The sequence below is a fragment of the Clostridium sp. UBA5988 genome (genome assembly GCF_002435615.1).
GTDB lineage: Bacteria > Bacillota > Clostridia > Clostridiales > Clostridiaceae > Clostridium_J > Clostridium_J sulfidigenes.
The window spans coordinates 37,147-52,308 of sequence record NZ_DJBA01000055.1; the positions used below are offsets into that span (position 1 = coordinate 37,147).

The 15,162-nt window shown below is 28.0% G+C and carries 13 protein-coding genes and 2 riboswitches; of the genes, 11 read left to right on the plus strand and 2 right to left on the minus strand.

Annotation, left to right across the window (positions count from 1 at the left end):
• Nucleotides 1-44: 44 nt before the first annotated feature.
• On the plus strand, nucleotides 45-188 hold the full coding sequence (locus tag B3J31_RS12120; protein ID WP_156964350.1) for a hypothetical protein: 144 nt from the start codon (nucleotides 45-47) through the stop codon (nucleotides 186-188).
• 132 nt (nucleotides 189-320) lie between these two features.
• Nucleotides 321-416, plus strand: a riboswitch (THF riboswitch).
• Between the two features lie 57 nt (nucleotides 417-473).
• A complete protein-coding gene (locus B3J31_RS12125) occupies nucleotides 474-1,040 on the plus strand; it encodes a folate family ECF transporter S component (RefSeq protein WP_035133778.1) in 567 nt (188 codons plus the stop codon).
• A gap of 150 nt (nucleotides 1,041-1,190) precedes the next feature.
• Here B3J31_RS12125 and B3J31_RS12130 read toward each other — a convergent pair whose 3' ends face one another.
• Nucleotides 1,191-2,618, minus strand: coding sequence for an alanine/glycine:cation symporter family protein (locus B3J31_RS12130; protein ID WP_346867823.1), 1,428 nt, complete (start codon nucleotides 2,616-2,618; stop codon nucleotides 1,191-1,193).
• A gap of 491 nt (nucleotides 2,619-3,109) precedes the next feature.
• Nucleotides 3,110-3,532 carry a hypothetical protein gene (locus B3J31_RS12135; RefSeq protein ID WP_346867807.1) on the minus strand — a complete coding sequence of 141 codons (423 nt, stop codon included), beginning with the start codon at nucleotides 3,530-3,532 and terminating at the stop codon, nucleotides 3,110-3,112.
• Nucleotides 3,533-3,992: 460 nt separating this feature from the next.
• Here B3J31_RS12135 and B3J31_RS12140 point away from each other — a divergent pair, with 460 nt between their 5' ends.
• The 9 genes from B3J31_RS12140 to B3J31_RS12180 all read left to right on the plus strand — a co-directional run bounded on the left by B3J31_RS12140 (nucleotide 3,993) and on the right by B3J31_RS12180 (nucleotide 15,127).
• Complete coding sequence (locus B3J31_RS12140; protein WP_346874015.1) at nucleotides 3,993-4,937, plus strand: ABC transporter ATP-binding protein; 945 nt, start codon at nucleotides 3,993-3,995, stop codon at nucleotides 4,935-4,937.
• A 25-nt stretch (nucleotides 4,938-4,962) separates the two neighbouring features.
• On the plus strand, nucleotides 4,963-6,630 hold the full coding sequence (locus tag B3J31_RS12145) for an ABC transporter permease subunit (RefSeq protein WP_346874016.1): 1,668 nt from the start codon (nucleotides 4,963-4,965) through the stop codon (nucleotides 6,628-6,630).
• 168 nt (nucleotides 6,631-6,798) lie between these two features.
• A riboswitch (cobalamin riboswitch) is annotated at nucleotides 6,799-6,975 on the plus strand.
• Between the two features lie 685 nt (nucleotides 6,976-7,660).
• Nucleotides 7,661-8,716, plus strand: a complete 1,056-nt coding sequence (locus B3J31_RS12150; RefSeq protein WP_346874017.1) for an HD-GYP domain-containing protein — start codon at nucleotides 7,661-7,663, stop codon at nucleotides 8,714-8,716.
• Between the two features lie 38 nt (nucleotides 8,717-8,754).
• Nucleotides 8,755-10,029, plus strand: a complete 1,275-nt coding sequence (locus tag B3J31_RS12155; protein WP_346874018.1) for a hypothetical protein — start codon at nucleotides 8,755-8,757, stop codon at nucleotides 10,027-10,029.
• A 275-nt stretch (nucleotides 10,030-10,304) separates the two neighbouring features.
• Nucleotides 10,305-11,285: a cation transporter gene (locus B3J31_RS12160; RefSeq protein WP_346867812.1), complete on the plus strand. Its 981-nt coding sequence runs from the start codon at nucleotides 10,305-10,307 to the stop codon at nucleotides 11,283-11,285.
• Between the two features lie 240 nt (nucleotides 11,286-11,525).
• Entirely contained in the window at nucleotides 11,526-12,233 is a 708-nt protein-coding gene (locus B3J31_RS12165) for an ABC transporter ATP-binding protein (RefSeq protein ID WP_346874019.1), read from the plus strand.
• A complete protein-coding gene (locus tag B3J31_RS12170) occupies nucleotides 12,233-13,804 on the plus strand; it encodes a putative ABC exporter domain-containing protein (protein ID WP_346867814.1) in 1,572 nt (523 codons plus the stop codon). Before B3J31_RS12165 ends, B3J31_RS12170 begins: the two co-directional genes overlap by 1 nt.
• Before the next feature lie 404 nt (nucleotides 13,805-14,208).
• On the plus strand, nucleotides 14,209-14,610 hold the full coding sequence (locus tag B3J31_RS12175; protein WP_346867815.1) for a DUF4430 domain-containing protein: 402 nt from the start codon (nucleotides 14,209-14,211) through the stop codon (nucleotides 14,608-14,610).
• A 1-nt stretch (nucleotide 14,611) separates the two neighbouring features.
• Nucleotides 14,612-15,127, plus strand: coding sequence for a hypothetical protein (locus B3J31_RS12180; RefSeq protein ID WP_346867816.1), 516 nt, complete (start codon nucleotides 14,612-14,614; stop codon nucleotides 15,125-15,127).
• Nucleotides 15,128-15,162 lie beyond the last annotated feature (35 nt).

The window sequence follows — 15,162 nt, forward strand, 5'->3', positions numbered from 1 at the left end:
TTTCTTATACAAATGCTAATACTATCTGCACAGGAGGTGATATTATGCAATCATTCAATGAATATAAATTTGCAAATGTAACAGATGAAGAAAGAAGAAGGTTAACTGATCTTGAACAAAGTATGTCAAAGGATGAAAATAGTAAAATAGTTTTAATAGCCTATGAGAACAAAAGTGCCGAGAGTTAATCTCGGCTTTATTCAGTTTCGGTAATTAAATCTATATTTAAATATTTGTGTGGATAATATTTGTATATTTGTATATATAATTTAAAAAAAATGTGTGAAAAAGAATTTAAGTATGATATACTATGATTATGAGGCAGATTAGAAGTTCGTGCGTTAAGTGCTGGGTGAACAGGGAATTGTCACCAGACGAAAAGGAAACTTGCGGTACTTACTTCGATTCCCACTGCTACATATTAATAGGAATTCTCCTTTTTTATGTAGCTATTATAAAAAGGAGGTTTTTTTATGATTTTTTCAGAAAAAAAAGATGACATGCTGAGTTTATTAAAGGAGTCCTCAGCACATTTAAAAAAGACTTCATCATTAACTGGACTAGCATTAATTGCAGCCATTAACATTATTCTTGGATCATTATCTATTCAATTAAGCCCTATTCTTAAGATTGGATTTTCCTTTATTGCAGTAGGAATAAGTGCTTTGTTTTATGGACCTGTTGCCACTGGATTTGTAGGAGTAGTTACAGATGTAATTAAGTATATGATACGTCCTAATGGTCCGTTTTTCATTGGATTTACTTTCAATGAATTCCTAGGTGGTTTTATAACAGGTTTAATATTATATAAAAAGCCTGTAAGTATAAAGCGAATTTTTATTACTAGATTAGTAATAATGATTGTAATAAACCTAGTACTTACACCAATATGGTTATCCATTATGTATGGAAAAGGAATATTTGTTGCTTACTCAGTACGTATAGTAAAAAGTCTTATACTGTTACCTATAGAAACTATAGTTTTATATAGTGTATTAAAAACAGCTGAAAAGACAAGAAGAGTTCCAAGTTTTAAATAACATATAGAAATGTACCTTGATATTCTTTTAAATTCCCTTAAAAGAATATCAAGGTTTTAATTTTTTATAATTAAAGTACATATTAATTGTTAGATTTAAACCAAAAGACTCAATTAACTATTAAACAGTTAATTGAGTCTTAAATTTATATTAACCTATTTCTTCGTCAGCTATATCATTGTTATCATTCCAAGCCTCAGTATTTTTAAGCCCTGGAATTGTTGATGACTTAAAAATAGGGTCTTTGCCAGCTTTTTTCTGACGAGAATAGTCATCAAGAGCAGCAAATGCATATTTTCCAAGGAATAATATAGCTATTAGATTTATAACTGCCATGAAAGCCATGAATAAATCTGCTAGATTCCATACCAAGTCTATAGAAGCTTGGGAACCAATAAATACAGTAAGAACCACAAAGGATCTAAATATATTAAGTATCCCTTTATTATTACTTATGAACTCAATGTTAGTTTGTCCGTAGTAATAGTTACCTACTATAGAGCTAAAAGCAAACAAGAAAGTACATATAGCCAAGAAATAAGTCCCAATAATTACTCCAATTTGTGAACTAAGTGCACTTTGGGTAAGTTCAATTCCCGTTAAAGTAGTTCCTGCATAATTACCGGAAATTAACACAATGAAGGCTGTACATGTACAGATTACTATTGTATCAGTAAAAACACCTAGGGTTTGAATAAGTCCTTGCTTTACAGGGTGAGAAACTGTTGCTGTAGCTGCTGCATTAGGAGCACTACCCATACCGGCTTCATTAGAGAACAGTCCTCTTTTAATACCTTGCATTATTGTGAATCCAAGGCCACCAGCTGCAAATTGTTTTATACCAAAAGCGTTTTCAAATATTAATGCAAATATACTAGGAATAGTTTTGAAGTTAAGGACTATAACTATAATTGCAACTAAAATATAAGCAGTTGCAAAGATTGGAACTATAACCTCTGAAACTTTTGCAATTCTCTTAACCCCACCAAAGATTACTAGGGCAGTTAAAACGGATAAAAGTACACCCATTATCACAGGGTTAATATCAAAGGCATTTGTAAATGCTAAAGTTGTTGTATTAGATTGAGCTGCATTAAATACTAGTCCAAAGCATAAAGTAGTTAAGATGGCAAAAATTGCACCAAGCCAACGTTTACCGAGCCCTCTTTCAATGTAGTAGGCAGGTCCCCCTAAAAAGTTTCCATCCTTGTCTTTTGTTTTATAAATTTGAGCAAGGGTACTTTCTACAAAGCTTGAAGCCCCTCCAATTAAAGCAATGAGCCACATCCAAAATACTGCACCAGGACCACCAGCTGCCACAGCCATGGCAACACCTGCAATATTACCAGTACCAACCCTAGAAGCTGTACTTATACAAAAGGCTTGGAAGGATGAAACTCCATCTTTATTATCTTGATCATTAGGAATTAAAAGTCTAAACATTTCTTTAAAAAATCTAAATTGAACAAACTTTGTTCTAAATGAGAAGTAGATTCCTACTCCGATAAGTAAAACAATAAGTACGTAAGACCACATAAAGGTGTTAATAGTGTTAACCTTGTCAGTTAAAAAATTCATAAAATTAATTAATACATCTTTTGTAGAAATTAAAAAATCCATAACTCATCTCCTTATCTAATTTTTTATTTAATTATAAAAGTTTATCCGATGACTACCCGCTCTAATACTCCCATCTTCTTCAAAGTGGGAGTAAAGAGCGGCTACGACCCTGGATAACGATTTCCCCTAAAGGACAACGAATTCTAAGTATCGAAAATACTGATACTAAGAATTCTGTTAGTAACCTTCAGAGGGAGTAAAAACTCCCTCTGAAGCAAAGAACTCTGTTTATGAAAAATTACAATAATTCTTAAAATACAAGAATTATAGGAAATAAAATTCCCGAATAATTTATCGTATTATTTATATATTATATGGAACTACAAAGAAAATCAATAATATTTGTTGAAAATTAAATTTAATTAAAGATAAATGTAAAAAAGTTAAATGTTAAGAAAAAACTACCAGTACATAATTCATACTGATAGTCTGTGGAATTGTATTAGGTTTTAGCTTTTCATTTTAAACTCATAGAAACATCGCTTACAAGTAACAGTAATTTTCCCTTTACCTCTAGGTAATCTAAGCCTTTGTCCACACTTTGGACATTTAACTATTTTATAATTTTTCTTTTCATTAAACCATCTTTTCAAATTACTAAACATAGGAGCACAATCACCAAAGTGGAACACAGGTAGGTTGCTAGGAATTGCTTTATTAAATTTACTTAAAAATCTATTGGCATACATACAAAACTTTCTATGTTCTTGCTCACGCTTTTCAACATTTCTTGAGAAAACTCTGTATAATGCATAAAATAAAATAACTCCCGCTAAAAGACGAGTAATAGAAAATAAATTTAATATAGATGATACTAGAATAAGAAATAATGAAAATAAGTCAATTCCATAGGATTCGTTGAAAAAATTCATTTGATCACCTCTTAATATATTATAACTAATTGTTATTGAAACATTAAAATATCAAAATATGTTTTAATATATAATTTCTACATATCTCTTGTACTATATTATAGTACAAGAGGATAACTTATTTAAAGTGATTTATGAGGAAAGAGTTTTAATATTTTATGAAATAGGACTTTTAAAATGTTAAATATTTATTATATCTATGATATAGATTTAAAAATTAGTCAATTAAAGTATGAAACTCGGTTAAAATGTCATGGCTGAAAGAGTAAAGCTTTTAAAAAAATTATTTAGATGTTATTTATAAATGTTACTTATATGAGAATTTAATTCTTAAGAAATTATTACTTTTGATAGAAAAATTTAAGTGATTATTACATCTTTCTTACAATTAGAGGAAACTTATTTTCAAAGTATTAAAGGTATTGTATGCTAACATCATCAAAGAGTATGAGGTGAGGAAATGTCTAAAGTTCTAGAATTAAAAAATGTTACTAAGATTATGGGTAATCGTAAAATAGTTGACAATGTCAGTTTTGAAATAAACTCAGGAGAAATATTTGGATTTTTAGGACCAAATGGTGCAGGTAAAACTACTACTATTAAGATGATTACAGGACTTTTAAAAATTGACGAAGGAGATATTTTAATTAGTAATAATGATGTAAAGAAAAATTTTGAAAAAGCTCTTTCTCAAGTAGGGGGTATTATTGAAAATCCAGAGATGTATGGATATCTTACAGGACGTACAAATTTAGAGATATATGGTAGAATGCATGGTAATATTTCTAAAGAACGTATTAATGAAGTTATAAAATTAGTGAAACTTGAAAATCGTATTAATGATAAAGTGAAAAAATATTCTCTTGGAATGCGTCAAAGACTTGGTGTTGCTCAAGCATTGTTACACAATCCTAAGCTTTTAATTTTAGATGAACCTACTAATGGATTAGACCCAATGGGAATTAAAGAGTTACGTGATACTCTAAGACATTTGGCAGAAAAAGAGGGACTAGCAGTTTTAGTGTCTAGTCACTTACTTAGTGAAATGGAGCTTATGTGTGATCGAGTTGGAATAATAGATAATGGAAAAATTATAGATATTAAAACATTAAAAGATATTAAAAAGCAAAATATCGAAAGCTTGATAACCTATGAATTAGAAGTAAGTAATTATAGTTTAGCGAGAAAAATTATAGAGAATGATTATAACAAAATATCTGACGAGATTACTGTAGACTTCAAAGAAAATAAAATATTAATTTCTTGTTCTCGTGATGAAATTGCCAATGTTAATAAAGCTTTAATTATGGAGAATATATTAGTTTACACTATTAAGCCTATTAATAACACTCTTGAAGATGAATTTATGAAGGTAACAACAGGATCTAAAATGCAAATAGTGTAATATAGTAAAAAAGGAGCAGAGTTTAATGAGTAAAGTATGTGGACTAATAAAAAATGAATTGATAAAACAATATAAAAAAACTAGTGTTAAAGTAATAGTGATTTTAATACTTTTAGCTAGCATAATGTTACCAGTAGTTTTAAAATTTTTACAGAATAGAGATGAGTCAAAATGGTATATAAACAGCTATAATCAGGAAATTCAATGGCAACAAACAGAAATAACTAATATTGATTCAAGTAAGAAAAATAAAGACATTCAGAAGAAAATTTTTGAAGAAAATATCAAAAAGTCACAAATTTTAATAGATAATAATGTTTCTTGGGATGATTGGAGAAACGAAGTAGCTGGAGAGGCTTCTAACAAATCAAAAGAGGCTATTATTCTATCAGGAATTTTAGATGGATTAGTAGGTGAAGAATTATTTTTTAATATACATGAATTTGATGTAAATATGTTTAATGAATATATTGATATGAGTAAAGAAAATATTCAAAAGGCCATAGATTCTAAAAATAAAGAAAGTAAGGAATTATATGATTCTGTTATAAAAAATGATTACTTAGTTTACTTGGAGAAGAATATTAAATCTTCTGAGGAGGAAATTAAAAATCTAAAGTCAACTATTAATACATCAGAAGATGAAGTGAAGAAAAATCCTAATAATAAAAATTTTGTTACATCTCTAGAGAATTCTAAAATTCAGCTTGATGCTTTGGAGAAAAGACTTAAGGCAACCGAATATAGATATAATAATAAAATTCCTTATGACAATAAGAATTGGAAAAACAACACTATTAGGGATATTTCCTATAAAATTGATGAAAATGGTGAGAGACTGCTTAGTGAAACTGAATTTACACAATACAATAGCGAGAAAATAGCAAAAGGATATACTTATGAGGAGTACAAAAAAGACTATGAAAAGAAAACAAAGTCTATAGAACAGGCTATAGTTCTTGATTGGTATAGTCTTGAAAATGATATTCCACAAGTCAAATTTGATAATGATATTAGAAATTCTGTTGATACGACTTATTTAATGTATGTTAGTGTTGCTATTATATTATGCATAATCATTGGAGGAGGTATAGTTTCTTCAGAGTATTCTACAGGTACAGTTAGATTGCTTATGATTAGACCAGTATCTAGATGGAAAATTTTGATATCTAAATTGGTATCAGTATTTATTATAGGATATGGAGTACTATTAACTACAGTTATATTAAATATTATATCAAGTGGAATTGTAAATGGCTTTGGAGGCCTTGCTACAAAAGTAATATCCTTCAGTGGAGAAAGTATAGTCCAGCAAAACTTTATAATTTCAATTATACCTAAGCTTTTATTCTCAAGCATTAGCTTAATATTTATAATAGCATTAGTATTTGCTATATCAACTATTATAAAAAATACAGCTTTAGCAGTTGGTCTTACTACTGTAGCATATTTAGGTAGCTCAGTTGCTACAATGATTATGGCAAATTTAGGTATGAGATGGGTAGGTAAAACTATATTACCCTATATGAATTTATCAACTTTCATTACAAATTCCCAATATGCTGAAATGTTTAAAAGTGAATATAGTATAGTTTTAAGTTCAACTATGGGGGCAATTCAATTGATTGTATTTGCTATAATATTAATTATAGCTTCATTCTTAGTGTTCCAAAAGAGAGATGTAATGAATTAATTTATATAATGAAATTCTAAGTAAAAATATTTATATATTTATTTAAAAAAGTGGGGTTGACAATATTAATCTAGTTCAGTAGAATAATAATTGTAAGGCGAATGGAAAGTTAATTTTATAAAATAACTACGACTTACATTTTAAACTTATTAGATTAAAAATAAAATTTAATATATAGAGTCCGATAGGTGTACTAAGTACTTAATAGGGAATTTGGTGAAAATCCAAAGCTATCCCAGTAACTGTAAGTGAGGACGACTTAGCAAAAGCCACTAATTTATTTTGGGAAGGCGCTAAGAAGTATGATTCACAAGCCAGGAGACCTGCCATGGGATTATGAAATTTGATACTTTCTGAGGAAGAGTTAAAAGATTTATCCAGTGATGGTTTAGGTAAAAAATAGTATTTATATTTATAGGTTTAAACTATAAATTAAATTGAAAAAGCTTTCACTTATTTAAATTTAGTATATTCCAAGATAGGTATCAATGATATCTATCTTTTTTTATTGTATTTTATATGGCTAGGAGAATCTACAAGGAAGTGGATTGTAGAATATATAAGCTATTTTACAGTTTAAATAAACTATGAAGCTACAAAGGCGTGGCTTTCTCCTATATAAAATATACAAATAAAGTAACTATATTTTAATTGTTACTTTAGTTATTAACTTAAAGTTTTGATCCCAAAACTTTAGTCAATATAAATATAAATTTTCTACTTATGTCCCTCTTAGTGGTTTTGATAAAACCAACTAATTTCACACAGGGATGTAACCACTATAGTTTGTAGTGGTTACATCCTATAACCCTATAATTGAATAAATATATGATTAAATATAAAAGACATTAAGACTATATCGAAAATTTATGATATAGTCTTAATTTTTTCTACCAACATTGGTTTATCAAGTTATTTTCATAATATACAGTATATGTATAAATAATCAAATTAAAGTATCATATAATTTATAGATATGATATGATAAAGTAAGAAAATACAGATAATTATGTTTATGGAGAGGGATTATATGAAATTAACATTGCTTAAGGATTTGCAGGGAAATGAAATACTTGCTAAGGACATTATTACAGGCTCAGGTAAGACTTTGTTAAAAAAAGGTATTATAATTACTGATCAAGTAAAAAATAGTATTGAACAACAAGGGATATTTTTTCTATATGTACAAGACGATGACTTAAAAGATATAAAAGATGATAGTGAACTTATAAATTTAAAAAAGAATATACTTCAAACCATACCTAATATGTTTAGTGACTTAATAAATTATGATAATAAATCTTTAAGTAAATCTCTAAATATGGTTGATGATTTAGTTGAATATATACAGAGTGAAAACTACATAAATCTAAATTTATATGAAGTAAAATTATATGATGATTATACATACATACACTCTGTGGATACTAGTATTATGGCAATTTTTCTAGGAGTAAATATGAATCTTTCAAAATCAAGATTACGTGATTTAGCCATAGCATCTCTATTTCATGATATAGGAAAAACAAAAATATCTAGTAGAATCATAAATAAAGCAGATAAATTAACTGAAGATGAGTTCAAGCAAATTAAGATGCATCCATTATACGGTAGAGATATACTACTTGGTAATCCTATAATAAATGAAGAGATAATAGGTGGAGTAATAGAACATCATGAAAAGTATAATGGTACAGGTTATCCTTATGGATTAAAAGATAATGAAATATCCCAATTTGCAAAAATCATTTCTATATGTGATGTGTTTACAGCCATAACATCAGATAGATGCTATAGAAAAAAATTTGACCCTAGAGAAGCTTATGAATTAATTTTAGCAGAGACATATACAAGTTTTGATCCTGAAATAATTAAGTTGTTTAAAGATACATTTGCAGTTTACCCATTAGGATGTCCTGTATATTTATCAAATAATTTATTTGGGTATGTGGTAAGTCAAAATAATGGGTTCCCAGATAGACCAGTAGTAAGAATTGTGAAGGATGAATACAATAATAAAATTAGTCCTTATGAGATTGATTTAAAGAATATTATAAATTTAACAATCATAAGTACTATAGTGTAGTATTTGTAAAGTAAATGGTATCTAAGGAGATGATTAGAATGAATAGTAATGTAGGTGAAAGCTATATGGAAAATATTAAGGTTTTAAAAAATTTATATAGAGAAATATGGTGGAGTATGCCTACATCTGTAGATATTCCCTTAGAAGCTAATGGATATATTAGAAAGAAAAAGTATGAGAAAAATTTTGAGAAATTTATTGATGAATTTATCAAAATTATTGAAAGGTTTCCTTCTGAAGAAGAAAATAGAGAATTGTGGAAGAAAAGTAGTAACTCTTATCTTGAAAATATGATATTGGGAGAAGAATTATTTAAGCTAGGAACCATAGATAAAAAAATGAAGGATCAGTTTTTTGCAACCACTAAAGTATTTATAAATCAGTGCAAGGTTTTTGATAATGAAATGAATTATGAAGATATTGGTCAAGCTATGAGAAATGTGTGGATTGTTAGTCTTCTTCAAAAGATGAAGGATATAGATATTTCATTTACCATGGCTATTTTTGGATATAGTATGTTATATCCCTATACTGATAATTATTTAGATAATTTAGATATATCAATAGAAGAAAAGAAAGAATTTAATAACAGGTTTTATAAAAGACTATGTGGTGAAGAGGTAGAGGGAAGAAATTTTCATGAAAAGCAAGTGTTTAAGTTAGTTGAATATATAGAATCTGTTTTTAATAGAAATGATTATCCCAAGGTTTTTCAAGGATTATTATTAATTCATGAAGGACAAGTAAAAAGCCTTATTCAGCAAGAAGGAATAAGTAACCCCTATGAAAGAGATATGCTAGATATATCTATTGAAAAGGGAGGAGCATCTGTTATTGTGGATGGTTATCTTATAAATGGAAGCTTAAACAAAGAGGAGGAGATTTTTACCTATGGGTATGGATTTCTGCTTCAATTATGCGATGATTTGCAAGATGTAAAGATAGATTATGAGAATAAACACATGACTATAATGTCTCAACTAGCAGGAAAATATCATCTAGATAATATCGTTAATAAACTTATTAATCTAACTATCCATGTATTAGATGATGCAACCTGTTTTAAAGGGGAAAATATTGAAGATTTGAAAAAACTAATAAAAGATAATTGTATTTTAATGACAATCTTTGCTGTTGTTATGAACAAAAATTATTTTTCAAAGGAATATGTAAAAGAAATTTCTAAATACTTACCTTTTACCATATCATATATTGAAAATATTAAGGGAAATTTACGAAGGAAATTTGAAAATATTAAAAAATCTTATCATGGCATTTCATTAGAAGAAATAATTTACTACTTAATTCAATAAAAGATTTATAAAAGGTTAAATTTAATTCACAAAATCTAAAAAAATTAGTTGATATAACTTTTAAAAAATGGTATGATTAGAACGTTGTACAGGTTATAATATAATAATTTATATATTAAGGGAGTAGTTAGCAGGAAGTATTAAATGACTTCATGGGATTAGGTCAACATCCTGGATATTTAATATTCTGGTTTAATCTTAAAATACGAGACTTATATTCTTATATTAGAATATGAGTCTCTTTTATTTTGTTAAAATACAGAGGAGGAATGAAAATGATATACGCTTTATATGGAATTTTTGCTGCATTTGTAATTGGTTTTTCAATTAAATTGTCTTATTATGTAGACGAGCTTGATAAAAAAACAAATTTGTCAGGAGCTTTTATTGGAGGTGTTATGTTAGCAGCAGTAACTTCACTTCCAGAGTTATTTACTAGTATTTCATCTACTTTATTTCTAAATGAAGTACAATTAGTTTCAGGTAATGTTCTTGGTAGTAATATATTTAACCTAACTATTTTAGGGGTATTAGTTTTAGTAGGAGTTAAGAGATTCAAAAGCTCTGTAGTAACATCAAGCCATAGGAATACACTGAAACTTTTAATGGTAATTTATGCAATAGTGTTTGTTGCTAATTATATTGGAAGAGAATTTTCATTTTTTAGTGTAAGCATATTTTCTATAGCAATTATGATATTATATGTCTTTGGTGTTAAGGCTATGTCTGGAGATGAATCTGCAGAAGATAGTGGAGAAAGTAATTGTAATCTTACAGTAAAGCAAATATATGTGAGATTTACACTTTTAAGCATAGGACTAATTGTGTTTAGTATAGGTATTACTATAGTAACAGATATGATCGCAAAGGAGTTAAACCTAGGGGTTACCTTGGCGGGGGCATTGTTCCTTGGAGTTGCAACTTCTCTTCCAGAATTAACATCTTCTATATCTTTAGCTAAAAAGGGTAATTTTAATGCTATGATTGGAAACATTGTAGGAAGTAATTTATTTAATTTTTGCATATTGTTTTTAGCTGATATACTATATATAAAAGGATCTATTTATCAACAATCCAGCCAAGGATACTTATTAATAATATTTGGATTTATATGTACTGTAGTTGCTTATGGTATGTTAAAGATAAAAAAGGAGCAAGCAAAGGAGATACATAAGGTATCAAGTTCGTTACCTTATGTATTAGCTAGTATGGCAATAGTGGCTAGTTATGTAACATATTTAACAATGTCAATGTAAGTAATAGGTTTTAGAAGAAAAGCTTCTAAAACCTATTACTTTATTAATAAAATTTTTAACAAAGTCATTTTATTAAGTTAGTATTAGAATGAATTGTTAGTATTTTATTATCTATACTTGTAATTACAATGGTTATTGTATAAAATGTTAATATTGGTAATTAAACTCAAGTGCAGATGTGGATAACTATACTTAGTAAAAAACTAGTATAAAATTAAACTTTAAGGGATGGTGATTTTCATGTTAGTTATAAATAATGTCACGAAGAAATATGGAAAATTTGTTGCTAATGATAATATAAGTTTTCAAGTGGGTGATGGGGAGATAGCAGTACTTTTAGGGCCTAATGGTGCTGGAAAATCTACAATTATTAAATGTATATGTGGACTATTAAGATTTCAAGGAAATATATCAATAGAAGGTTTTGATAATAAATCCATAGAAGCAAAAAGAATAATTGGATATATACCAGAAGTACCTGTACTATATGATATGTTAACAGTGGAAGAGCATTTAGAATTTATTGCAAGAGGTTATAATCTTACTGACTGGAGAGAATATGCTGAAAAACTGTTAAGGATATTTGAACTAGATGATAAAAAACAAAAGTTTGGAAAAGAGCTTTCTAAAGGAATGCAGCAGAAGGTAAGTATTTGTTGTGCATTACTTCCAAAACCTAAGGTTATAATTTTTGATGAACCTTTAGTAGGTCTTGATCCTCATGGAATTAAAGCATTAAAAGAATTGATAATGGAATTAAAAAATCAAGGTGTAGCAATGATAATAAGTACTCATATGATTGATAGTGTGAAGGAATTCTGGGATGTAGCACATATCATCATGAATGGAAAAATTGCTGCTACAAGGGTAAAAGAAGATGCTGAAAAATCTAATGAAGGATTAGAAGAATTATTCTTTCACATCACTGAAGGAAAGGGTGATCAGTAGTGAAGGGAATTATTTATCTATGGAGAACAACCTTAAAAAATCAAATAAAGGACTTGAAAAATCATCCTGGTAAATTAATAGGATATATAATTTTGATAGCTTTAATGGTTTTTGTTTTTATAACCTCAGCTAAAACTTCTAATGATGTTGATGTAAATAGCTTAAGTCCAATGGCGGAGCTAGGAGCAATAATATATGCACTATTTATGTTTTTATTTACAACTCAAATCATCCAAGGATTATCATCAGGAGCTACATTTTTTAAAATGTCTGATGTAAACTTGCTCTTTGTTTCTCCTATATCATCTAAAAAAGTACTTATATATGGACTTATAAGACAGTTAGGTACATCTTTATTTATATCCATCTTTATACTCTTTCAAGCTGGTGTACTTAAACAGAGGTATGGAGTAAATCCGCTAGGTGTAATAGTAATATTCCTAGGATATTTCATGTTAGTTTTCATAAGTAGTATCATATCTATGGCTATTTATTCAATTACTAGCGGAGATGAAGGTAAAAAGAAAGCAGTAAAGATTTTAATTTATTTCCTAGTATTACCTTTAATAATTTCTATTCTATTTAACATAAAAGAAGGTGGAAGAGGTATAGGAGCTATAGTTAATGGGATAAATGTAAGTTATCTAGAATTTATTCCTTTTGTAGGGTGGATAAAAGGAGTAATTTATGGGATTTTGATAGGTGAAACTTCTAATGCATTAATGTACATTATAGCAACACTTATAGGCATAGTATTAACTATAGTTATTCTTATGAAAAGTAAAAATGAATATTATGAAGACGTACTTCAAGCTACAGAAACTATGCATAAACGCGTGGAAGATGCAAAAGAAGGCAGAATAGTAGAAGTTAAAGATACTAAGAAGATAAAATTAAAAAATGTTGGAATAAATAAAGGAAGAGGAGCTTCTGTATTCTTTTTCAAGCATATGTTAGAAAATAGGAGAGCAGGAAAATTCTTTTTAGACAATACTACTTTAATTCAAATAGTAGTTGTGGTCATATTTACATTAACAATGAAGGACATAGGAAGTATAATAGCTACATTTGCTATGGCCACATATATTCAATTATTTATGACTTTTGCAGGGCGCTGGGTTAGAGAACTAAAAATGCATTACGTATATTTAATTCCTGAAAGTCCACTTAAAAAATTGATGTATATAGTTTCTGAAAACTTAATAAAGTGTTTAATAGATGGAATTATACTATTTGTTATTGCAGGAATCATATTAGGTTCTTCACCTATAGAAATATTAGTATGCATAATAGCAAGATTGGGATTTGGAATGTTATTTATAGCAGGAGATGTATTGTCTCAAAAAATATTCAAACAGGTTACAGGGAAAGGCTTATTAATGTTTTTAACAATACTAGCATTGATAATAATTGCACTACCAGGAATTATAGGTTCTGTAATTGTAGCAAGTATATTTGATGTTGGTGTAATTTCAATATTAGTTACATTTTTATGGAATTTGTTTATATCTTTTATAATTATATTGTCATGTCAGAATATATTAAATGATATAGAACAGAATTTAGTATAAGTAAATTTATAATTGTTCAATTTATTCAGGTATATATAAGATATGATAAATGTTAGATTTCTGTGAAAAACTATTTTGAAAAGTATGAAAGTATAATTATAATAAAGTTTTTATCATAATAACCATGTAATCTGAATAGAATAGTACAGTACTTATTTATGTGATACATGTATATTTATGAAAAGTTTTAAGAATATCAAGTATTTATAAAATATCAAATCCTAGTATGCATATTAAATATTTTATATGCATACTAGGATTTGAATCAGAATACATTGATTTTATAAAACATATATGATAGCATGGAAATGGAGTTTTTACATAGAGATAAGGCTAATAGTAGTCATGAAAATCTCTCTTTCTCTAACGAAGGAGAGTTATTTTATTTATTAGGAGGAGAAGCTATGAAAAAAAATATGAAGTCAATAATAATTTCTTTAATAGTTATAATTATTGCAATTGGTGGATTTTTTATCTACAAAAACTTTAATGCAAAGCAAAAAGTTGAGGGAGATAAAACTATAGAAGTTACTGTTTTAAGTGAAAAGGATAAGCATGAAAAAACTTATACACATAAAACCAATGCAGAAACTCTAGGAAAGGCACTAGATGAAATGAAGATAATTGTAGCTGATACATCTCAAGCTACTAGATTTATAACTGGAGTAGATGGACTAAATGCTGATGCTAACAAGCAAGAGTGGTGGAATCTAAAAATAAATGGAGAAAATTCTCAAACTGGTATAGATGATACTGCTATAAAAGATGGTGATAAGATAGAACTTATACTTACAATAGGTTGGTAATATGTATAAAACTAAAGATTTGATAATATTGGCATTACTTGGAGCGCTAATGCTTGTGTTACAAGTTATGATGAGTGGAATACCTAATATAGAACCAGTATCCTTTTTACTGGTAATATATACTTTAGTATTAGGCAGAAGAGCGTTGGTAGTTGTAGTGGTATTTAATTTTTTGCTAGGTCTTGTTAGTGGAATGGGAACTTGGTGGTTTGGATACTGGATTGTTTGGCCTATGCTAGTACTAGTAGTGCTGTTATTTAGAAAAATAATTAAAGAAAATTTTTTAGGCTGGAGTATAATATCCGGTGTGTTTGGAATGTTTTTTGGAGCACTGTATTCAATACCATATATCTTTACAGTATCTACAACCTTTGCTTTAACTTATTGGATAAATGGAATACCCTATGATTTAATTCATATGGTAGGTAATTATTTTATTATGTTAATGCTTGGAAAAAGGATATATAATTTATTGAAGAATTTAGTAGCAAAATATAATTTAGGCACTAAATTTTGAGGATAGATAGATTTAAAAATATAAAAAAGAACTTT

What these genes read in the sequence shown, in the direction of transcription:
- B3J31_RS12165 (WP_346874019.1), top strand. Translation starts at nt 11,526, where the DNA reads ATGTTAGTTATAAATAATGTCACGAAGAAATATGGAAAATTTGTTGCT.
- B3J31_RS12145 (WP_346874016.1), top strand. Translation starts at nt 4,963, where the DNA reads ATGAGTAAAGTATGTGGACTAATAAAAAATGAATTGATAAAACAATAT.
- B3J31_RS12180 (WP_346867816.1), top strand. Translation starts at nt 14,612, where the DNA reads ATGTATAAAACTAAAGATTTGATAATATTGGCATTACTTGGAGCGCTA.
- B3J31_RS12150 (WP_346874017.1), top strand. Translation starts at nt 7,661, where the DNA reads ATGAAATTAACATTGCTTAAGGATTTGCAGGGAAATGAAATACTTGCT.
- B3J31_RS12175 (WP_346867815.1), top strand. Translation starts at nt 14,209, where the DNA reads ATGAAAAAAAATATGAAGTCAATAATAATTTCTTTAATAGTTATAATT.
- B3J31_RS12125 (WP_035133778.1), top strand. Translation starts at nt 474, where the DNA reads ATGATTTTTTCAGAAAAAAAAGATGACATGCTGAGTTTATTAAAGGAG.
- B3J31_RS12130 (WP_346867823.1), bottom strand. Translation starts at nt 2,618, where the DNA reads ATGAATTTTTTAACTGACAAGGTTAACACTATTAACACCTTTATGTGG.
- B3J31_RS12135 (WP_346867807.1), bottom strand. Translation starts at nt 3,532, where the DNA reads ATGAATTTTTTCAACGAATCCTATGGAATTGACTTATTTTCATTATTT.
- B3J31_RS12160 (WP_346867812.1), top strand. Translation starts at nt 10,305, where the DNA reads ATGATATACGCTTTATATGGAATTTTTGCTGCATTTGTAATTGGTTTT.
- B3J31_RS12140 (WP_346874015.1), top strand. Translation starts at nt 3,993, where the DNA reads ATGTCTAAAGTTCTAGAATTAAAAAATGTTACTAAGATTATGGGTAAT.
- B3J31_RS12155 (WP_346874018.1), top strand. Translation starts at nt 8,755, where the DNA reads ATGAATAGTAATGTAGGTGAAAGCTATATGGAAAATATTAAGGTTTTA.
- B3J31_RS12120 (WP_156964350.1), top strand. Translation starts at nt 45, where the DNA reads ATGCAATCATTCAATGAATATAAATTTGCAAATGTAACAGATGAAGAA.